The organism is Pseudomonas sp. Irchel s3f7, assembly GCF_900187615.1.
Lineage (GTDB): Bacteria > Pseudomonadota > Gammaproteobacteria > Pseudomonadales > Pseudomonadaceae > Aquipseudomonas.
This window is the reverse complement of record NZ_FYDO01000018.1, coordinates 36,079-55,471: the sequence shown is the minus strand read 5'-3', so window position 1 is coordinate 55,471 and position 19,393 is coordinate 36,079. Positions and strand designations below refer to the sequence as shown.

Below are 19,393 nucleotides of genomic sequence, written 5' to 3'. Positions count from 1 at the left end.
CTCACAAGTATTTTTTGGGGATGTTTCGTTCAGTTTTCGGGTCGTCCCGTCGTTCGCCTGTTATGTGATCAAATGCTCCCAAGTGGCCTCCGTCACTAGCGCGATACACCTCTAGCTCGCCATGCATCGAGTCCCATTCGTAGATCTTTTTGCGCTTTGCATCCGTCCAGCGTTTCCGGAGGCCACCGCCTCCCACAATTGGGTTCTTTTTCTTTCCTTTTATCAATCCAGGAAACGCAAGTATCTCTTCGGTTTTTGGCGCAGGATGATAACTGTGACCTGACCTTGGTAATCCTTTACGAGTTGTGCTGAACACAATGTAAACCGGCCTAACCCCCGACCCCACTGGAAACACAAGAATGAAATCCTTGTACTCAGGCGGATAAATCGGATTCACGATGATGCTGTCAGCGTGTTTCGTCGGCGGGAAAACCCAAATGTGCGGCGCCTGCGGAGCGGCCTCCAGTTTGGGTATGCCGAGAATGTCGGAGCCGTCTTCAGCCGGGGTCCAAATCAGTTCGATACCCTCTCCCAGGTCCGCGACGTATTGGTCGCCGCGTAAACCGATCTGCACGACATCAACCATTTCCCAATCGCGGTTCCCGCCCGTGTAAAAGCCGTAGCCCTTGAGGCTACCGTCGGCCTGTTGCTCAATATGCAGGCGCACACGAGTGCGGGCCTGTTTGAGGGCGCGGAGTTGGTCTTCGCTGTAGAGGGCGCTGTCGCCGAGAGTTGGTGTCCAGAACACGGCGACCATGGCGGCTAAAGCGGTCGAGCCGGCCGCGCTGATTGCGCCCAAGACCGGGGCCGCGACATTCGGTGCGCGAAGTGCAAGTCGGCCGATGCCAAGGGAAAGGGTAGAGCCACTGACCGTCTGCAGATTCAGCAGGCCGCCATCGTCCACCTCCCGAGCGCCGAGCCAGGCGATCTCGCCATAGTCCTGAAGGCTGTCGGTGGGCACCATGCCAGAAGGATTGGAGTAATTAATGACCGCATCCGGCAACTTGCAGGATTTGGCGAAGACACATCCGACTTGAACAGGTTTCCGTTCGACCTCGACAACCTGGCGCTTGCGCATGTATTCGTCTTGCCTGGCGAGCATGGCCTCGTAGTCGTTTTGCCGAGCTTCGCGCTCGGCCAATTCGCTGGGCGTCATGAAACGGTAAGTGACGTGATGGCCGTCACCGGAAGGCGGGTTTCTAACCTTGGGAATGTCTTTGTTGCCAGCCACTGACTGTCCTTGTGCGTTCGTCCATCGGCAACCCTGTAGAAGGGCTGCGCGACGTTAGCGAACGGGACAGCGTGTGGCAGTAGGATGGTTCTTGGATGATGCTAGGAATTGTCTTTGTTTCTCAGAATTGTGGAGAGGATGTTTTTTCCGTCACCACGGATTTTACAGTGCGTGCTTATTCGGGTTTCAACCGCTTCACCTTTGTATAAAGCAATGCAGTGAACTCATCGCGATCACTCGAATGGTGACAACGTCGATGACAGTTCGGGCACAGCGCTACAGCATTGCTCGGACGGTCTGAACCTTCCTGTGCCAAATGCTTAATGTGGTGAACCTCAAGAAATGGACTGCCCGACTTTTCAAACGGAGCTGGGTTACCACAGCCTTCGCATTTACCTTCGGCCTGTTGTCGAACCCACGCTCTCACTTCGGGATCGCGAACATAAGACTTTGCGCTGGACTGAGTTTGCTCTGGTTTCTCAATTCCCTTCGGCTCGACTTGAATCGGTTGTCGCTCAAGCTTTGCAGCTCGCCGCTCCAGCGTCGCTTCGTCGGCTGTCGGGGCGAAGTCTTCGGGAGTCAAATGGCCTGGAGCATTGAGTGCTTCACGAATGCTCTTCGCTACATTGGCGCCGACATTCTTGGCGGGTTTGTAGCCCTCGATGCGCTTACGCCCGAGTTCGACCAGCACGGTAGAAATGTTCTGCATCCGAAACTCAACCGAACCTTTGGTCCGGCCAGCCAAAGCACCCTCGCGCAGGACGCGATTTTCATGAGCCTTGTTGATCGCCTGACCGTTCTGCTCGCGAGAAAGCATGCTGAGATAGGCATCGACCGCAGCCTGAATCTCTACCTCACTCCAATCGCCGTTCTTTTCCGTATCCATACAATCGCCGAGGGTTAAATACCCTCGGACGATACTGAGTGGTTACTACGACTGTCTACGAAAATTCCTACACAAAGAAGAGAGCGTTCTTGCAGGCGGTCCTACAGGCAGGGCACCTAACCCATCGAATGCTTCGACGACTGAAACATCCGCGCAACCTTACGCCACCAAGGTTTAACCACCGGCATCTGCCGTTGCGTGTGATCGAGTAACAGATAAGGCATGTCCCGAAGCCGAATCCAACCTTCATCCTGCCAGTGCAGCAGGCTTAGCGACATTTCTGGCCAATCCAACAAACTCAGCATCGGCCGATCCGAATTGTCCGACTGCTCCGCATCACGTAAGGCCGGCACCACTTGATGAGTGATCCACTCTCGCAGCAACCGATTTCCTGGCGCGTAGTGATAGACCAGCAGCGCGTAGACACCGGACTCACTGAGCATCAACTGTTTTTCCGGTTGTCGGTAATACTCAATCCACAGCGTGCGGTGTTGGTCTTTGTCTAGCTTGTTGACCATGCGTTCACTCAAATGGAAACCCATCAAGCGGCCGATATCGCGGGCGCAGAACCATGGCTGGTTTTCTAGGAGGAGGGCGTGGAGAGGGAGGTTGTGGCGTGTGAAGACTGTTACAGAGAAGAGATCAGACATGGCCGATCTCCAGGGTTCGGAGAGTGACGAGAAGCTTGCGTTCAGGCATATCCATTACCTCTACGTTTGGACTTTGGTGGGCACTGACCCCAACGTAGATCGGACATAAGAAGCTCCAACGAGCAAAAGCCTCACACAGCCGTACGATAAATCACCAAGGGTGACTCCTCGTCTGAGTAATTGGCTAGCTTTCTACGTTGGGCGTTTCTTAGGCACCTGCAGTAGAGCTTAGGGTCGTTTGGAATGGCTCTCAATACAGAATGTGCTGAAATACATGTAGGAGATTTAGTTACTACTGAAATGGCGAGTAAGAGTTTTCCTACTCCACAAAAAAGCCCCGATCAGATCGGGGCTTTTCGGTTTTCGATTTGTCGATTCAAGTCGTCAAATCGCGGCTAGCTCTGGAATCAATCCCAGCTAAGCGCCCCACCAGTCTGATACTCAATAACCCGCGTCTCAAAGAAGTTCTTCTCTTTCTTCAAGTCCATGATCTCGCTCATCCAAGGGAACGGGTTAGTCGTCCCTGGGTACTCTTCCTTCAAACCAATCTGCGACAAACGACGGTTAGCGATGAACTTCAGATAGTCCTCCATCATCGCCGCGTTCATGCCCAGCACGCCGCGAGGCATGGTGTCGCGGGCGTATTCGATTTCCAGTTGAGTGCCCTGCAGGATCATCTGCGAAGCTTCTTCCTTCATTTCGGCATCCCACAGGTGTGGGTTTTCGATTTTGATCTGGTTGATCACGTCGATGCCGAAGTTCAGGTGCATGGATTCGTCGCGCAGGATGTACTGGAACTGCTCGGCGACGCCGGTCATTTTGTTGCGGCGGCCCATGGAGAGGATCTGGGTGAAGCCGCAGTAGAAGAAGATGCCTTCCAGAACGCAGTAGTAGGCGATCAGGTTGCGCAGCAGTTCTTTGTCGGTTTCGACGGTGCCGGTTTCGAACTTCGGATCGGAGATCGAGCGGGTGTACTTCAGGCCCCAGGTGGCTTTTTTCGCGACCGATGGGATCTCGTGGTACATGTTGAAGATTTCGCCTTCATCCATGGCCAGCGATTCGATGCAGTACTGGTAGGCGTGGGTGTGGATCGCCTCTTCGAAGGCCTGGCGCAGGATGTACTGGCGGCATTCCGGGTTGGTGATCAGGCGGTACACGGCCAGGACCAGGTTGTTGGCAACCAGGGAGTCGGCGGTGGAGAAGAAGCCGAGGTTGCGCATCACGATGCGGCGCTCGTCGTCGGTCAGGCCTTCCGGGTTTTTCCAGAGGGCGATGTCGGCGGTCATGTTGACTTCTTGCGGCATCCAGTGGTTTGCGCAGCCGTCCAGGTACTTCTGCCAGGCCCAGTCGTACTTGAAGGGCACGAGTTGGTTGAGGTCGGCGCGGCAGTTGATCATGCGCTTTTCGTCAACGGCGACACGGGCGGAGGCGCCTTCGAGTTCGGCCAGACCTTCGGCGACGTCGAGGGAATCCAGTGCAGCTTTGGCGCGAGCCACGGCGGCGGAGTCGGCAGCGGTCACGGCGCGGGCTTCCAGGGCGGCGGCACCGCCGGCGCTGTCGAGACGGTCCATGTTGGCTTCGGTGGCGTGGCCAGCGTTAGTGCCCTTGACTGCTACTTCCGTGTCTTCTTTGTCGAATTCGTCCCAGCTCAGCATGACGTGTCGTCTCCTGCGTGAGGGCCAGTGTGCCCGTGTGAAAATGGATGGTTGGTTTTTCACACGGCCGTACTGGCCGCGTTGGATCTAAAGGAATCGTTTTTTGCGGCAGCTATACGCAGGCATCAAACAGAATTTTGTACGGGGTTCCGAGAGCCTCTGATGGGCGCAGCAAGCGTTGATCGCTTGTGCGGGGCTTCAGACTGGCTATTCATCCCTGTAAGGGGATATTGCAGGCCCGTTTAAGGCCGCATTATAGGGAAGTTTTACCGGCTGTGGTGCGGCGAAATGGCTCACAAAACGGTTGACGAGGACGGTTTTTCGATCGGAGTGAGGGTTTACAGGGCTTTGCACGAGGTTGGTGGGGGAAGATTTTTTTTCTTAATTTTTTGCCGCGGATAATTTTTGTTCAAGAAATAACCAAAAAAGGCATTTTTCACTACATCTTGTGTTTCGGTGGGGTTTTCTCAGGCTCCAGACACAACTAAGCCCGACCGAAGTCGGGCTGTGAAGTCACGCCCGCGGATCAGCTCAGGCGAGCGGCACCGACGTGATCGGCACCATCGGCGGCGAGGCGGGCGGCACCAGTGTGGTCGGCGCCGTCGGAGGCGAGTTTGCCTGCACCGACGCGATCAGCACCATCGGCAGCGAGGCGGGCGGCGCCGGTATGGTCAGAACCGTCGGAAGCGACAGACGCTTCAGTGGTGTAAGCAGCCGAGCCGGTGCGGTCGTATCCATCGGCAGCGAAGGTGTTGGCAGCCAGGACGGAGAGGGTCAGGGCGAGGATCAGTTGGGTTTTCATGGTCGTTGCTCCAGTTTCGTAAGCGTTGTTTGTGTTGGGTTGCAGTTGATACTACGCCGATAAATTCGATTAAAAAGCGCAAATAAATGCTTAAATCAATCGAATTAATCGATCATTAAGGTTCGGCACTGCATCTGTCTGATCGCGGCAGGTGGGTCGAACCTTTTGGAGGGAGGGGTGAAGCGGGAGATCAGCCGTTGGAGCAACCGTTGCCCATCATGCTGTAACGCAGGATATGCCGTTGGCCTTGGGAGTCTTCGTATTCCATTTTCATCGGGACCACTTCACACACATTTGGCGCTTCGCTCATGGAGATCACTTTGGCGATGTCCAGGTGGGTGGAGTAGGTGTATTCCTCTATGGCCGGTTGTTGCTGCGCGACATCAGTCGGGACCTCGTTGGCCATGGCGGTTGCGCACAGACTGCTGAGGGCCAGAACTAATAAAGCTTTCATTTCGGATTTACCTTTTGGAGGTCGAAAGGGGGCACGCAATCTTTTTGGGATTGCGTGTGGAGCTTCGGTATCAGGGGTTTTGATTAACTGCCTTCGTGGGGGCTGCAACTGGGTTAATCAGGTTGCCTTGTTGGCGAGGTGGATTTTAGGTGGGCGCGACTCGTCCATATAGCCGTGGTTTTGATAAACACTTTTGACAGATCCTGTAACAATCCCTGAATGGCCTCTTCTTTTGTAGGAGCGAGCTTGCTCGCGATGAGCCAGAGAGCACCGTGGGGTTTCAGATTGGGCGCGTTATCGTTGACGACCATCGCGAGCAGGCTCGCTCCTGCAGGTACCGCGGTGTTAGAGGGTTTGAGGGCTTATCAGGGCAATTTGTAGGGACTTGTTACTACCATCGTCGAATGGTTCTATAGGGCCGGCCCGGCTACAACTGGGGCCATACAAAAACAACTATTCCACCGAGGTAAGAAAGATGAGTGCGGCTTCCCTGTATCCCGTTCGTCCCGAGGTTCTGGCTAACACGCTGACCGACGAGGCGACCTACAAGGCGATGTACCAGCAGTCGGTCGTCAACCCCGACGGCTTCTGGCGCGAGCAAGCCAAGCGCCTCGACTGGATCAAGCCTTTCACCACGGTGAAACAGACGTCTTTCGACGATCACCATGTCGACATCAAATGGTTCGCCGACGGCACGCTGAACGTTTCCTACAACTGCCTCGACCGTCATCTGGCCGAGCGCGGCGATCAAGTGGCAATCATCTGGGAGGGCGATGACCCTGCCGAAAGCCGCAACATCACTTACCGTGAACTGCACGAGCAAGTGTGCAAGTTCGCCAACGCCCTGCGTGGTCAGGACGTACACCGCGGCGACGTGGTGACTATCTATATGCCGATGATCCCCGAAGCCGTGGTCGCCATGCTGGCCTGTACCCGGATCGGCGCGATTCACTCGGTGGTGTTCGGCGGTTTCTCTCCGGAAGCCCTGGCCGGTCGCATCATCGACTGCAAATCCAAAGTGGTGATCACCGCTGACGAAGGCATTCGTGCCGGCAAGAAGATCCCGCTCAAGGCCAACGTCGACGACGCGCTGACCAACCCGGAAACCAGCAGCATCCAGAAAGTCATCGTGTGCCAGCGCACCGGTGGCGAGATCAAGTGGAACCAGCATCGCGACATCTGGTTTGAAGACCTGATGAAAGTGGCGGGCACCGTCTGTGCGCCGAAAGAGATGGGCGCCGAAGAAGCGCTGTTCATCCTTTATACCTCGGGCTCGACCGGCAAGCCGAAGGGCGTGCAGCACACCACTGGCGGCTACTTGCTGTACGCAGCCATGACCCATGAGCGCGTGTTCGACTACCGCCCGGGTGAAGTCTACTGGTGCACCGCCGACGTCGGCTGGGTCACCGGCCACAGTTACATCGTCTACGGCCCGCTGGCCAACGGCGCGACCACGTTGCTGTTCGAAGGCGTGCCGAACTATCCGGACATCACCCGGGTGGCGAAGATCGTCGACAAGCATAAGGTCAACATTCTCTACACCGCACCGACGGCGATCCGCGCCATGATGGCCTCGGGCCAAGCCGCTGTGGAAGGTGCCGATGGCAGCAGCCTGCGTCTGTTGGGTTCGGTCGGCGAGCCGATCAACCCGGAAGCGTGGGATTGGTACTACAAGAATGTCGGCAAGTCCCGCTGCCCGATCGTCGATACCTGGTGGCAGACCGAAACCGGCGGCAACATGATGAGCCCGCTGCCGGGTGCTCATGCGCTCAAGCCGGGTTCTGCGGCGCGTCCGTTCTTCGGCGTGGTGCCGGCACTGGTGGACAACCTGGGCAACATCATCGAGGGCGAGGCCGAGGGCAACCTGGTGATTCTCGATTCGTGGCCAGGCCAGGCGCGGACGCTGTTTGGCGACCACGACCGTTTCGTTGATACCTACTTCAAGACTTTCCGTGGCATGTACTTCACCGGTGACGGCGCCCGTCGCGATGCCGATGGTTACTACTGGATCACCGGTCGCGTGGACGACGTGCTCAACGTGTCCGGCCACCGCATGGGCACCGCCGAGATCGAAAGCGCGATGGTCGCTCACCCGAAAGTCGCCGAAGCGGCTGTGGTTGGTGTGCCGCACGACATCAAGGGGCAGGGCATTTATGTCTATGTCACCCTTAAGAACGGTGAAGAGCCAAACGAGCAGCTGCGCCTGGAACTGAAAAACTGGGTGCGCAAGGAGATCGGCCCGATTGCTTCGCCGGATGTGATCCAGTGGGCACCGGGGCTGCCGAAAACTCGCTCGGGCAAGATCATGCGTCGGATTCTGCGCAAGATTGCGACGGCTGAATATGATGGGTTGGGGGATATCTCCACCCTGGCTGATCCGAGTGTGGTGCAGCATTTGATTGATACGCACAAGACGATGAATGTCGCGTAAGCGCTGATTCTGAGTCACTGAAAGCCCCGTCAGGTGATGAGCCTGGCGGGGCTTTTTTGTGCCTGAGGGTTTTGTGTTGCTGGGCTGGCCTCATCGCTAGCAAGCTAGCTCCCACAGGGGATTTGGGGTGGGTGAAAGATATGAGTACCACACAAAACCATTGTGGGAGCTAGCCTGCTAGCGATAGCGGACTATCAGACAACACTTAAACAGCGGCCAATAATTATCGGCATCGCTCGTGGGAACATTCCTACTGTTACCTGAGATCTTTCAGGTTACTGAATGTGTAACCGCATCGCGCCAAGACGGGGCATTGGGAAACGCCGGGGCTCAAATCCGGGCCAAAAATACACCTCAAAAAAATAAGCCATTACACTGCGCTTGCCGGATTAGAAGGGTTTGCCAATAATAGGCCCGCAATTTGCTACATAGATCGGTTCAATGTCTTTTGCTCTTGCATGATTTTGCAGGGCTGTCAACGCGCTCAAACGGCTTTCTCGGTGCTTCTGTAATTAGTTGTCGCATTGAAGAAATATCGGCTTACGGCCTGTCGTTAGAATGCCGATCACTCGCTCGTCGTTGCCCGTGTTGAATTTCAACGCTCGCTTCCTAGGACGCAGCAACGCTTTCCGGTTCACTCATTCGCATATTGGGCTCCTGCTCACTCTGCCGTTTTAGCCCTTTACCGATGGAGTCCCAAGATGAAGAAACTCGTGCTGCTTGGCGCCCTGGCACTGTCCGTGCTGTCCCTGCCAACCTTCGCCGATGAAAAGCCTCTGAAAATCGGTATCGAAGCGGCTTACCCTCCGTTCGCTTCCAAAGCGCCGGACGGCAGCATCGTCGGTTTCGACTACGACATCGGCAACGCGCTGTGTGAAGAGATGAAGGTCAAGTGCGTATGGGTCGAGCAAGAGTTCGACGGTCTGATCCCGGCACTCAAAGTGCGCAAGATCGACGCGGTCCTGTCGTCCATGTCGATCACTGAAGATCGCAAGAAGTCCGTGGACTTCACCAACAAGTACTACAACACCCCGGCGCGTCTGGTGATGAAGGCCGGCACCCAGGTCAGCGATGGCCTGACCGAGCTCAAGGGCAAGAACATCGGCGTGCAGCGCGGTTCGATCCACGAGCGTTTCGCCCGCGAAGTCCTGGCCCCGCTGGGTGCCGAGATCAAGCCATACGGTTCGCAGAACGAAATTTACCTCGACGTGGCTGCCGGCCGTCTCGACGGCACCGTGGCAGACGCTACGCTTTTGGATGACGGCTTCCTGAAGACCGACGCCGGTAAAGGCTTCGCGTTCGTCGGCCCGGCATTCACCGACGTCAAATACTTCGGCGACGGCGTAGGTATCGCAGTTCGCAAGGGTGACGCGCTGAAAGACAAGATCAACACCGCGATCGCGGCCATTCGCGAGAACGGCAAATACAAGCAAATCCAGGACAAGTACTTCGCCTTCGATATCTACGGCAAGTAACACGTCCAAGCGACAAGTCCGAAATGGCGCAAGCAACAGGATCTCTGAGGTTTGCGCCATTTTTTCATCCCAACTTTCGAGGACCTGAATCATGTTGAAAGGCTACGGGGCTGTCATCCTCGATGGCGCTTGGCTGACGCTTCAGCTCGCCTTGTCGTCCATGGTCCTGGCCATTGTTCTGGGCCTGATCGGCGTGGCACTGCGTCTTTCGCCAGTGCGTTGGCTGGCGTGGCTGGGCGATCTGTACTCCACGGTGATCCGCGGTATTCCCGATCTGGTGCTGATCCTGCTGATTTTCTACGGTGGTCAGGACCTGCTCAACCGTGTCGCACCGCTGCTCGGTTTCGACGAGTACATCGATCTGAATCCATTGGCCGCCGGTATCGGCACCCTGGGTTTCATCTTCGGTGCCTACCTGTCGGAAACCTTCCGTGGCGCGTTCATGGCGATCCCCAAAGGTCAGGCTGAGGCGGGCATGGCGTACGGCATGAGCAGTTTTCAGGTGTTCTTCCGGGTGTTGGTGCCGCAGATGATTCGTCTGGCGATTCCGGGCTTCACCAACAACTGGCTGGTACTGACCAAGGCCACCGCGCTGATTTCGGTGGTGGGCCTGCAAGACATGATGTTCAAGGCCAAGCAGGCGGCAGACGCTACCCGCGAACCTTTCACCTTCTTCCTCGCAGTGGCGGCGATGTACCTGGTGATCACCAGCGTCTCGTTGCTGGCATTGCGTCACCTTGAGAAGCGCTACTCGGTAGGCGTAAGGGCGGCTGATCTATGATCTTCGACTACAACGTCATTTGGGAGTCGTTGCCGCTGTACCTCGGCGGGCTGCTGACTACCCTCAAATTGCTCGGGCTGTCGTTGTTTTTCGGCCTGCTGTGCGCGTTGCCCCTGGGCTTGATGCGCGTTTCGAAAAACGCCGTCGTCAACATTTCGGCCTGGCTCTACACCTACGTGATTCGCGGCACGCCGATGCTGGTGCAGTTGTTCCTGATCTACTACGGTCTGGCGCAATTCGAAGCGGTGCGTGAAAGCTTCCTCTGGCCGTGGCTGTCCAGCGCCACGTTCTGTGCGTGTCTGGCGTTCGCGATCAATACCAGCGCCTACACCGCCGAGATCATCGCCGGCAGCCTGCGGGCCACGCCGAACGGTGAGATTGAAGCGGCGAAAGCCATGGGCATGTCGCGCTTCAAATTGTACAAGCGCATTTTGCTGCCGTCGGCCCTGCGCCGGGCGCTGCCGCAGTACAGCAACGAAGTGATCATGATGCTGCAGACCACCAGTCTGGCGTCCATCGTGACCCTGATCGACATCACTGGCGCTGCGCGTACGGTCAACGCGCAATACTACTTGCCGTTCGAGGCGTACATCACCGCGGGCGTTTTCTACCTGTGCCTGACCTTTATTCTGGTGAAGCTGTTCAAGCTGGCCGAGCGTCGTTGGCTGGGCTACCTGGCTCCGCGGAAGCACTGATATGGAACGCATCGATCATGCTTTGCCGTGGAGCCACCTGGGCAGCGAGCGCCAGATTTCGGTGTTCCGTTTCGGCAGTGGTGAGCGCAAGGCCTACATCCAGGCCAGCCTCCACGCCGATGAACTGCCGGGCATGCGCACGGCATTCGAGCTGAAAAAGCGCCTGACCGAACTTGAAGCCCAAGGCTTGCTCAACGGTGTGATCGAACTGGTGCCGGTGGCGAACCCGCTGGGCCTCAGTCAATTGCTTCAGGGTAATCATCAAGGGCGTTTCGAGGCGGGCAGCGGCAAGAACTTCAACCGCGATTTCGTCGAGCTGAGCGGGCCGATTGCCGCACAGCTTGATGGACATCTGGGCGATGACCCGCACGCCAATGTTCGATTGATCCGCCAGGCCATGAGCGATCATCTGGCCGCGTTGCCACCGGCGAGCAGCCAGTTGCAGGGCATGCAGCGCGTGCTGCTCAGTCACGCCTGCACCGCTGATGTCGTGCTGGATCTGCATTGCGACGCCGAGGCGGCGCTGCACATGTATGCCTTGCCGCAGCATTGGCCGCAGTGGCGCTCGCTGGCCGCGCACCTGAACGTGCGGGTCGGTTTGCTGGCGGAAGATTCCGGTGGCAGTTCGTTCGACGAAGCCTGTTCGCTGCCGTGGTTGCGTCTGTCGCGTCTGTTCCCCGATGTACAGATTCCACTGGCGTGCCTGGCGACTACCATTGAATTAGGCGGTCAGGCCGATACCGGTCGTGCCGAGGCCCAAGCGTACGCCGAGGGCATTCTGGCGTTCCTTGCCGAGCAAGGCCTGATCAGCGGCGAATGGCCAAAACCTGCGCAAGACCCTTGCGAAGGCCTGCCGTTCGAGGGCACTGAATTGCTGTTCGCGCCGCACCCCGGTGTGGTGAGTTTCCTGCGTAAACCCGGCGAATGGGTTGAGGCGGGTGACGAGATTTTTGAAGTGATCGATCCGCTGGCGGATCGGGTCAGCACGGTGTGTGCTGGTACGTCCGGGGTGCTGTTTGCCATTGAACGGCTGCGTTATGCCCAACCCGGTTTCTGGCTGGCCAAGGTGGCGGGGCGCGAAGCGCTGCGTCACGGGCGCTTGCTCAACGACTGACTGACTGTTTTTGTGAGAACCGACCGCATGTACAAACTTGAAGTCCAAGACCTGCATAAACGCTACGGCAGTCACGAAGTGCTCAAGGGCGTGTCCCTGAAAGCGGCGGCCGGCGATGTGATCAGCATCATCGGCTCCAGTGGCTCTGGCAAAAGTACTTTCCTGCGCTGCATCAACCTGCTGGAGCAGCCGCACGCGGGCAAGATCCTGCTCAACAACGAAGAGTTGAAGCTGGTGGCGAACAAGGACGGCGCGCTGAAGGCTGCCGACCCGAAACAGTTGCAACGCATGCGTTCGCGCCTGTCGATGGTGTTCCAGCATTTCAACCTGTGGTCGCACATGACCGCGCTGGAAAACATCATGGAAGCGCCGGTTCACGTGCTCGGCATATCGAAAGCTGAAGCGCGTGAGAAAGCCGAGCACTACCTGAACAAGGTCGGCGTGGCCCATCGCAAAGACGCGTACCCGGGCCATATGTCCGGTGGCGAACAACAGCGTGTGGCGATTGCCCGTGCGCTGGCGATGGAACCTGAAGTGATGCTGTTCGACGAACCGACCTCGGCCCTCGATCCGGAGCTGGTCGGCGACGTGCTGAAAGTCATGCAGGCCCTGGCTCAGGAAGGCCGGACCATGGTCGTGGTGACCCACGAAATGGGCTTCGCCCGTGAAGTGTCGAACCAATTGGTGTTCCTGCACAAAGGTATTGTCGAAGAAAGCGGCAACCCGCGTGAAGTGCTGGTGAACCCGCAGTCCGAGCGTTTGCAGCAATTCCTGTCCGGCAGCTTGAAATAATCAAGACTGCCGTTGTGCACCGGGATCGTGCATGCTTCGCAACTTAGAGGCCGGCCCCAATCCCCTGTAGGCGCTGTCGCTGGCTGCGATCTTTTGATCTTGATTGTTCATATCAAAAAATCGCAGCCTCGTTTCACTCGACAGCTCCTACAGGGGGTGGCGAGCAGGTCAGGTCCCAGGTTTGATCGTTGCTGGTTTTAAGATTTGCGTTCATTTAGGGGCTAGCATTGGCCCATGCCTTCATCACTGTTTTTCGCTTCGGATAGCCCACAATGACTGCCCATCGAATTGGTTTCCTGATTTGGCCCAGCACTAAAGCACTGACGCTTGCGCTGGCTGAGGAGGCCTTGCGTGTTGCTCAGCGTGTGCATCCGGACGTGGTCTACGAACTGACGTTCTTGCAGGCCGAACCATCGACCGAAGGCGCCTGGCAATTACCTGGTGAGGCGTGGACCGGCAAGCTCGAAAACTTCCAGAAACTGTTCCTGCTCGCCGACGAGCCACCGACCGCCATTACGCCGGCACTCAGCAGTGCGCTCAAGCAACTGGTGCGCGCCGGTTGCGTGATCGGTGGTCTGTCGGCCGGTGTGTATCCGTTGGCTCAGCTTGGTTTGCTCGACGGCTATCGCGCTGCCGTGCACTGGCGCTGGCAGGACGATTTCGCCGAGCGCTTCCCGAAAGTCATCGCCACCAGCCATCTGTTCGACTGGGACCGCGATCGCCTGACCGCGTGCGGCGGCATGTCGGTACTCGACTTGCTGCTGGCCGTGCTGGCCCGTGATCACGGCGCCGAGCTGGCCGGAGCCGTGTCCGAAGAGCTGGTGGTCGAGCGTATTCGTGAAGGCGGCGAGCGCCAGCGCATTCCACTGCAAAACCGCCTTGGCTCCAGCCATCCAAAACTCACCCAAGCGGTGTTGTTGATGGAGGCCAACATCGAAGAGCCGCTGACCACCGACGAAATCGCCCAGCACGTGTGCGTGTCCCGTCGGCAGCTGGAGCGCATTTTCAAGCAATACCTCAACCGCGTGCCGAGCCAGTACTACCTGGAACTGCGCCTGAACAAGGCCCGGCAGATGTTGATGCAAACCAGCAAGTCGATCATCCAGATCGGCCTGTCGTGTGGCTTCTCCTCGGGGCCGCATTTCTCCAGCGCTTACCGCAACTTCTTCGGCGCCACGCCGCGGGAAGATCGCAATCAGCGGCGCAGCAGCAGCCCGTTCGAATTGTCGTCGGTGCCTTCCGAACGCGGTTAAGTTCGATCAGTCTTCGATGGCTGAGTCCTCGGAATCGGAAGCCTGCAGTTCTGCTCGCTCGATCACCTGTTGCAGCCCAAAGTCGACGATGGTCCGATCAAAATAGGCGAGCAGAATTTGCAGGCTTTCTTCGGATACCGGATTTCCTCTCAGAATGATGCTTTCCCCGATCTCCATGGGGAGTTCCAATAAGTCGTGGGGGATGTGGGTGATCGCATTTGCGCTTAAATCCGCCAAATCCAACTGCCTGAGCTGCAACAAACCAGCGGGTAATTCGGTGATGCCTGTGTTGCTCAACATAAGTGTCGCTATGTTTGGCATCTGACTGAGGTCGGGCGATTGTCCCAGCGGGTTATTGCTCAGATTCAAGTAATCGAGTTTCTCCATTTGGGCCAGTTGAAGGGCGGATTGCGGCGTGAGTGTGACGTTGCAATGCTCAAGCGCCAGAACCGACAGGTCCTCCATTCTGAACACCGCGTCAGGAATGCTGCCCAGTCGGAAGTCATGGATGGCCAGGCTTTTCAGGCGAGGAAAACTCTCGATGAAACGCCCTGCGCCTGAAGTCAGGCCGCCGTTGCTCTGTAGATGTAAAAGGCTCACATGGCTGAAGTCGGCGTTCAGGGTTGGCAGATCGCCGGTGATGGTCATCGATAGCACCAGTTCATAACCGGGTTGAAGATCCTCATCGTATTCATACGGAACGGTGGTCCGCCGCCAGCAACGTTCCACGAGACTCTTGAATTCATCCCGGGTCCATTGTTCCAGCGTCAGTTGCTGATCAGTGAATGGAGCGCCGGTCATTGGGTGGATCGGTGGGATGTCAGCCGTCCAGGTTGCAAGATTATTGGTCAGGCTTTCGAACTCGTTTTCCAGGCGCGTCAATTCTGCTTTGCCTTCAATCAGGGTGCCGGGCAAGCGATAGATGAATTGGCTGGCTTGCTCTTGATCGAGCAGAGGATAGAGTCGTTGCGCTCGTTGGATATCCGCTTGCTCGGCATAGATGCCGAGGTCGTGATTCGTGCTGGCGTAATGTTGTTTTATGCGCTCGCGATCACCTTGGTTAATCGGGTTTTCTCCCAAATCGATTCCCGCCTGAACGTCCTCCGGCAAGAGGAACAAATCCCTTGGCAGTTCTCGTATCTGGTTGCCATTGAGCAAGGCGGTTCGCAGCTTCGGTCGGGACCACAACCCGCTCGGGAACGCTGAGATACCTGTTTCAGACAGATCTATATAGTTCAGGTCCGGCATATTGCCGAGATCAGGGATTAGGCCGAGCGGGTTTTTGTACAGATCCAGGATCTTGAGCTTTTGAAATGACGACAGTGTTGTGTGGCTTTCGGGCGTCAGGGTGATACCGCAATCGCTGAGGATCAACTCGTCGATGTCGGTACAACCGGTGATGGCCTCCGGGAAACTGTCGAGCCTGAAATCGCGCAGCGCCAAGCGTCGCAATCCGGGAAAGTGGCTCAGAAAATCATTCATGCCGCTGGAGGCAGGATGCCCCTCGAATGCGAGTCGACTCACATTGGAAAATGAGTGATTCAACTGTGGAAGGTGCCCTGCAATGGGCGACGAATACAGCTCCATGGGTGTTTGGTCAGCAATCAAAAAAGTCATTGCTCGGCGCCAGCAGTTCTGTAACTCGCCCGCCAGATTTATCCGGTTGCGTCGTTGAATCGCTAATTGTTCGGGGCTGTATCGGCGTAAGGTCTGCGGCGCAAACTGCGGTACGTCGGCGATCCAGCTTTGCAGGTCTTCGAACAATTGTGTGTGTTCGGCATACAACCGGGTCAGTTCTGCGCGCGGCCCGTTGGGGTGCCGCTGCAATTGCTCGACAAAACGTTCCAATTGCTCCGGCGACAGATGCGGAAATAGCGCATGGGTTCGGACCTGAAGGGTCGATGCGGCGGGTGGGGTGCGAAGGTAACCGTCCGTTCCGCCCAGCAGGCGCATGACGGCCGGATCGTAAGCAGGCTTTGAGGTCGGGTTTTGTACCAGTATGGAACGCAGGTCCTGGCGGTGGATGGCATGCTGGCGTATCGATTGATGCAGCTTTGTCTGGTCGCTGATTTGCAGGTTCATGCCGCGACGTTCACTGTCTGGCAGGGCCTGCAGCAAGCAACGATAAAAAGAACCTGTGCCGCCGAGCTCAAGGCCGGTTTGATCGAAGGCTTGAAACGATCCCTCTTCATCCAGCACAAGGACTTTCTGTTCCGGGGCCTCGGCACCACCGATGCTGTCGAACACAGGACCTTCGTGGGAATACTGGCGAATCTCCACGCGCACGCGTCCGGACCAGCCGGGCAGGCTTTCCAGCGTATGCAGGGCAAGGCGGTGGGTGTCAGGGTTTTCGGCGGTGGATATCAGATCAAGGCCTTCGTAGGCGCGTGAAATCCGCACTTGTAACCGAGCTTCTTGCGTCAGGTCTGCAAGACGTTGGGAGAGTGTGCCGCGTTGCAGTTGTTGCAGTTCCTTTTCGCTGGCGGTGTCGAGTATGGCTTCAGCCAAGACCTTCGGCAGTCCCGGTTCAGCATCGATAATGGTTTGTGCCAGTGGACGATTGGCGCGTTCGAGTTGGCGGTAGCGTTCGCCGAACAGTGTGGATCTTTTGCGTTTGGCAATACCTGCCAATGTTTGGCGCAGTTTGCGTGCGCGACTGTCCACGCTTGAAGGTGGCTCGCCGAAGGCTTCCCCCAATATCGCTTTGATTTCCCCTTCATCGAGTGTCAGCAGCAGCGTCTTGATTACGTCTCCGTCGTGTCCAGTGATATCAATGGTCACGGCTTGCCCCTTGGCGTCGGGCTGGCTCCAGAGGACCTGCCCATCGCCATCAATCAATTGCAGCACTTTGTGATCTGGCCAGTCGCGAGTTTCGTATAGCAGTTCGAACTGCGTAACGGGGTCGGCCTTGAGATAGTCGTGTGCATGCTCGCTGCCGATGCGCTCGATGAACGTTTGAATGTCCTGTTCTATCTTGAAGCGCTTGAGGGTGTCGGACAGCAACGGTGGAAGTTGCTCGTTATGGACGTGCATTTTGCGCAGCACATTTTCGTGACAGCCGCTGACGGTGAGCATGCGTTCGCGCTCGCTTGGGGAAAACTCCTCCATCTGCGGACCGATGCGTTGGAGCAGCGTGGCTTGATCCCAGCTCAACGGTTGATCCAGTTCGGTCTGCCAGGCGCCCTCGTCATTGTGTTTTAACGCAGGCTTGTAAGCGTCGGCTCGCGAAGGATGGTCAATTCGATACTGGCCTGTCCGCGCGTCTTTGCTGACCGCGTAGCGATTGTTTTCCAGTGCCAGCAGGGTTTTGCCTTCATGCGGGTAAAGTCCGAGCGCATCCGGTTTGAGGTCCTTGGGCAGTACGACGGGGTGTTCGTAGGGTCTCAGATCGGGCTGCCAGTAGCGGGTTGGCCCACGAGGTGTTTTCACTGCATTCAAGCGGTCGATGAACTGAACAATCTCCTTGGGCAAAATTGCCCGAAACTCACTCGCCGCGATCACTCCACCCACTGCAAAGCCGCCCAGTTGCAGGGCGGATTCAACCACCCCCATGAGGTGCTCAAAAGCTTCGGTTGCCTTGCCTTCGGCCCAGTCGATCACGCCTTCGAAGGTTTCGTCGAGTAACTGGTAAGCCATGTAGGCGAGCATCAACTCGCCGAGGAACGGCACGAAGGGCAGGGCGATAAAAGCCGCAATGTTCAGCAGCGTCGATGCTATTTCGGCGAAGGAATCCCACAGCGCCCAACGGGCTCGCTGATCGACCGTCGCGGTGGGGACTGCAATCACTCGCGCATCATTCAGGATCTTGTTCAGTTTGCTCTGATAGAGATGGGGCAGCAGTTCGCCCTTGATCGGCATGCAGGCGATGCGTAGTTCGGGGCGCTGGTTGGGTGATTCTCGCCATGTTGGGCGCGGGTCCCCCGTTTGAACTGGCTGCCAGGTGATGGGTGCGAGCTGGTGGTTCAATTGAGCGAAAAAGTGACCGCGATCCTCATGGTCGATAAATCGACTGAAAAACTGCTGATAGTCAGGTTTTCGCAAGCGCCGCCCCAGCTCCTCGGCGAATGCTGCCGACGAGGCGTACTCTTTTATCGGGTGCTCGGGGTCGTCGGGAATGTAGGCGACCACCCTGACCGCTTCCCGCGCCGCTTCCAGGTCCGGGGCGAACAGCACGATGCCGGTCAGGCGGGCGTTCATGATCGTCAGGTCGTGATAGCCCCACGGCTGACCGCGCAAGCGTAGATAGGGCAGGTTGTCGAGCAGGCCGAGGATCAGGCGATGGACGTCGGCGCTCAGCAGTTTTTGCATCTGCGCCATTTGCAAGGCAGCGGTCATTGCCGCTTTATGACTTTCACTGACGTTGGTTCGAAGGGTCGCTGCAACCAGCGGATTGCTGATCCCCAGATTATCGTGCAGATAGGATTTGTAGCGCTCGCCGATGTCCAGTTCCCGGCACAGACCGGTGAACGCCGTAATGGGCATTTTTTCCAGGATGTTCGGCAGGACATTGAATAGCCCGTCGGCAGAAGGCGTTGTGATGTAGGTCGAGGCGGGCTCGAAGGCGTCGGTTTCGGTTTCCGAACTTTCGAAGTTATGCAGCGCCGCGTCCAGCAATGACACGCTCCACGTGCGTGCAGCCCCGGACTTCAGCCGCAGCCAGGGAATATGGGCTGGAATGTAAAGGCGTAGAAAGGTGTTGCGAACGTCCAGGTCCAGCCCGAAACGTGTCTTGAGTTCAGCCTTGAGCAACGGTGCTGCGAAGTCGGCGGGATTTTTCAACTGCGCCAGGACTTGATCGACTCGATTCTGGCTGACGGTGTGGCGAGTGATCAGTTTGCCCAGTTCTGCGTGATGATGCGCCGGCGGGTCTTTGAGCGTCGCGGGCATGATCGGTTTGATGTTACCCAGCGCTTCACGCCGTTGGGCGGACGAATGGCGGAGCCAGGCCGGAATGCCGTCGATCAGTGGCTGATAATGGGTGTCTGGTCGCAAAGCATCGGATGCAACTATGTCGGTAGGTTCGGTGTTCATGGCGAAGGGTGTTCGTCGGCTATTGAAAGCCCTAGAAAAACCCGGCTAGGAGGGCGACGTGCGGTACATAGTTACCGCACTTGGCAATTCGGCATGCGATACAACTGAGCAAGCCTGCCGCAAACGTCCTCCGCCAGTTAAAC

General features: G+C 57.1%; 14 protein-coding genes. 7 read left to right on the top strand and 7 right to left on the bottom strand.

The genetic code is table 11. The features are described from left to right. Position 1: 1 nt before the first annotated feature. The 6 genes from CKW19_RS16890 to CKW19_RS16865 form a co-directional block, all read right to left on the bottom strand. Complete coding sequence (locus CKW19_RS16890; protein ID WP_095058864.1) at positions 2–1,231, bottom strand: S-type pyocin domain-containing protein; 1,230 nt, start codon at positions 1,229–1,231, stop codon at positions 2–4. Between the two features lie 175 nt (positions 1,232–1,406). Continuing rightward, positions 1,407–2,117, bottom strand: a complete 711-nt coding sequence (locus CKW19_RS16885; RefSeq protein ID WP_095058863.1) for an HNH endonuclease — start codon at positions 2,115–2,117, stop codon at positions 1,407–1,409. A 116-nt stretch (positions 2,118–2,233) separates the two neighbouring features. After that, the gene (locus tag CKW19_RS16880) at positions 2,234–2,767 is read right to left on the bottom strand and encodes a Bro-N domain-containing protein (protein ID WP_095058862.1); all 534 of its coding nucleotides are present in this window, start codon (positions 2,765–2,767) and stop codon (positions 2,234–2,236) included. Positions 2,768–3,174: 407 nt separating this feature from the next. Beyond that, positions 3,175–4,422, bottom strand: coding sequence for a ribonucleotide-diphosphate reductase subunit beta (locus CKW19_RS16875; RefSeq protein WP_046042310.1), 1,248 nt, complete (start codon positions 4,420–4,422; stop codon positions 3,175–3,177). A gap of 526 nt (positions 4,423–4,948) precedes the next feature. Then, entirely contained in the window at positions 4,949–5,224 is a 276-nt protein-coding gene (locus CKW19_RS16870; protein ID WP_095058861.1) for a hypothetical protein, read from the bottom strand. 190 nt (positions 5,225–5,414) lie between these two features. Beyond that, a complete protein-coding gene (locus CKW19_RS16865; protein WP_053156077.1) occupies positions 5,415–5,678 on the bottom strand; it encodes a DUF2790 domain-containing protein in 264 nt (87 codons plus the stop codon). Between the two features lie 475 nt (positions 5,679–6,153). On the opposite strand from CKW19_RS16865, the gene acs reads away from it, so the two are divergent. From acs to argR, 7 genes are all read left to right on the top strand, one after another. Beyond that, a complete protein-coding gene (gene acs / locus CKW19_RS16855; protein WP_095058859.1) occupies positions 6,154–8,109 on the top strand; it encodes an acetate--CoA ligase in 1,956 nt (651 codons plus the stop codon). 701 nt (positions 8,110–8,810) lie between these two features. Next, the gene (locus CKW19_RS16850) at positions 8,811–9,584 is read left to right on the top strand and encodes an ABC transporter substrate-binding protein (protein WP_095058858.1); all 774 of its coding nucleotides are present in this window, start codon (positions 8,811–8,813) and stop codon (positions 9,582–9,584) included. A 91-nt stretch (positions 9,585–9,675) separates the two neighbouring features. After that, positions 9,676–10,365, top strand: a complete 690-nt coding sequence (locus tag CKW19_RS16845; protein ID WP_046819608.1) for an ABC transporter permease — start codon at positions 9,676–9,678, stop codon at positions 10,363–10,365. Beyond that, positions 10,362–11,060, top strand: coding sequence for an ABC transporter permease (locus CKW19_RS16840; RefSeq protein WP_095058857.1), 699 nt, complete (start codon positions 10,362–10,364; stop codon positions 11,058–11,060). The genes CKW19_RS16845 and CKW19_RS16840 overlap by 4 nt, the downstream gene beginning before the upstream one ends. Before the next feature lies 1 nt (position 11,061). After that, positions 11,062–12,174 (top strand): M14 family metallopeptidase, encoded by a 1,113-nt coding sequence (locus CKW19_RS16835; protein WP_095058856.1) that lies wholly within the window; start codon positions 11,062–11,064, stop codon positions 12,172–12,174. A 27-nt stretch (positions 12,175–12,201) separates the two neighbouring features. Continuing rightward, entirely contained in the window at positions 12,202–12,966 is a 765-nt protein-coding gene (locus tag CKW19_RS16830; protein ID WP_053156092.1) for an ABC transporter ATP-binding protein, read from the top strand. Positions 12,967–13,238: 272 nt separating this feature from the next. Further along, on the top strand, positions 13,239–14,219 hold the full coding sequence (gene argR, locus CKW19_RS16825) for a transcriptional regulator ArgR (protein WP_095058855.1): 981 nt from the start codon (positions 13,239–13,241) through the stop codon (positions 14,217–14,219). Positions 14,220–14,225: 6 nt separating this feature from the next. On the opposite strand, the gene CKW19_RS16820 is transcribed toward argR, so the two are convergent. After that, on the bottom strand, positions 14,226–19,250 hold the full coding sequence (locus CKW19_RS16820; RefSeq protein WP_095058854.1) for a dermonecrotic toxin domain-containing protein: 5,025 nt from the start codon (positions 19,248–19,250) through the stop codon (positions 14,226–14,228). Between the last annotated feature and the right edge of the window lie 143 nt (positions 19,251–19,393).

Excerpts from the sequence above, each read along its gene's own strand:
- CKW19_RS16885 (WP_095058863.1), bottom strand. The coding sequence starts at position 2,117 with ATGGATACGGAAAAGAACGGCGATTGGAGTGAGGTAGAGATTCAGGCT.
- CKW19_RS16880 (WP_095058862.1), bottom strand. The coding sequence starts at position 2,767 with ATGTCTGATCTCTTCTCTGTAACAGTCTTCACACGCCACAACCTCCCT.
- CKW19_RS16875 (WP_046042310.1), bottom strand. The coding sequence starts at position 4,422 with ATGCTGAGCTGGGACGAATTCGACAAAGAAGACACGGAAGTAGCAGTC.
- CKW19_RS16870 (WP_095058861.1), bottom strand. The coding sequence starts at position 5,224 with ATGAAAACCCAACTGATCCTCGCCCTGACCCTCTCCGTCCTGGCTGCC.
- CKW19_RS16865 (WP_053156077.1), bottom strand. The coding sequence starts at position 5,678 with ATGAAAGCTTTATTAGTTCTGGCCCTCAGCAGTCTGTGCGCAACCGCC.
- acs (WP_095058859.1), top strand. The coding sequence starts at position 6,154 with ATGAGTGCGGCTTCCCTGTATCCCGTTCGTCCCGAGGTTCTGGCTAAC.
- CKW19_RS16850 (WP_095058858.1), top strand. The coding sequence starts at position 8,811 with ATGAAGAAACTCGTGCTGCTTGGCGCCCTGGCACTGTCCGTGCTGTCC.
- CKW19_RS16845 (WP_046819608.1), top strand. The coding sequence starts at position 9,676 with ATGTTGAAAGGCTACGGGGCTGTCATCCTCGATGGCGCTTGGCTGACG.
- CKW19_RS16840 (WP_095058857.1), top strand. The coding sequence starts at position 10,362 with ATGATCTTCGACTACAACGTCATTTGGGAGTCGTTGCCGCTGTACCTC.
- CKW19_RS16835 (WP_095058856.1), top strand. The coding sequence starts at position 11,062 with ATGGAACGCATCGATCATGCTTTGCCGTGGAGCCACCTGGGCAGCGAG.
- CKW19_RS16830 (WP_053156092.1), top strand. The coding sequence starts at position 12,202 with ATGTACAAACTTGAAGTCCAAGACCTGCATAAACGCTACGGCAGTCAC.
- argR (WP_095058855.1), top strand. The coding sequence starts at position 13,239 with ATGACTGCCCATCGAATTGGTTTCCTGATTTGGCCCAGCACTAAAGCA.
- CKW19_RS16820 (WP_095058854.1), bottom strand. The coding sequence starts at position 19,250 with ATGAACACCGAACCTACCGACATAGTTGCATCCGATGCTTTGCGACCA.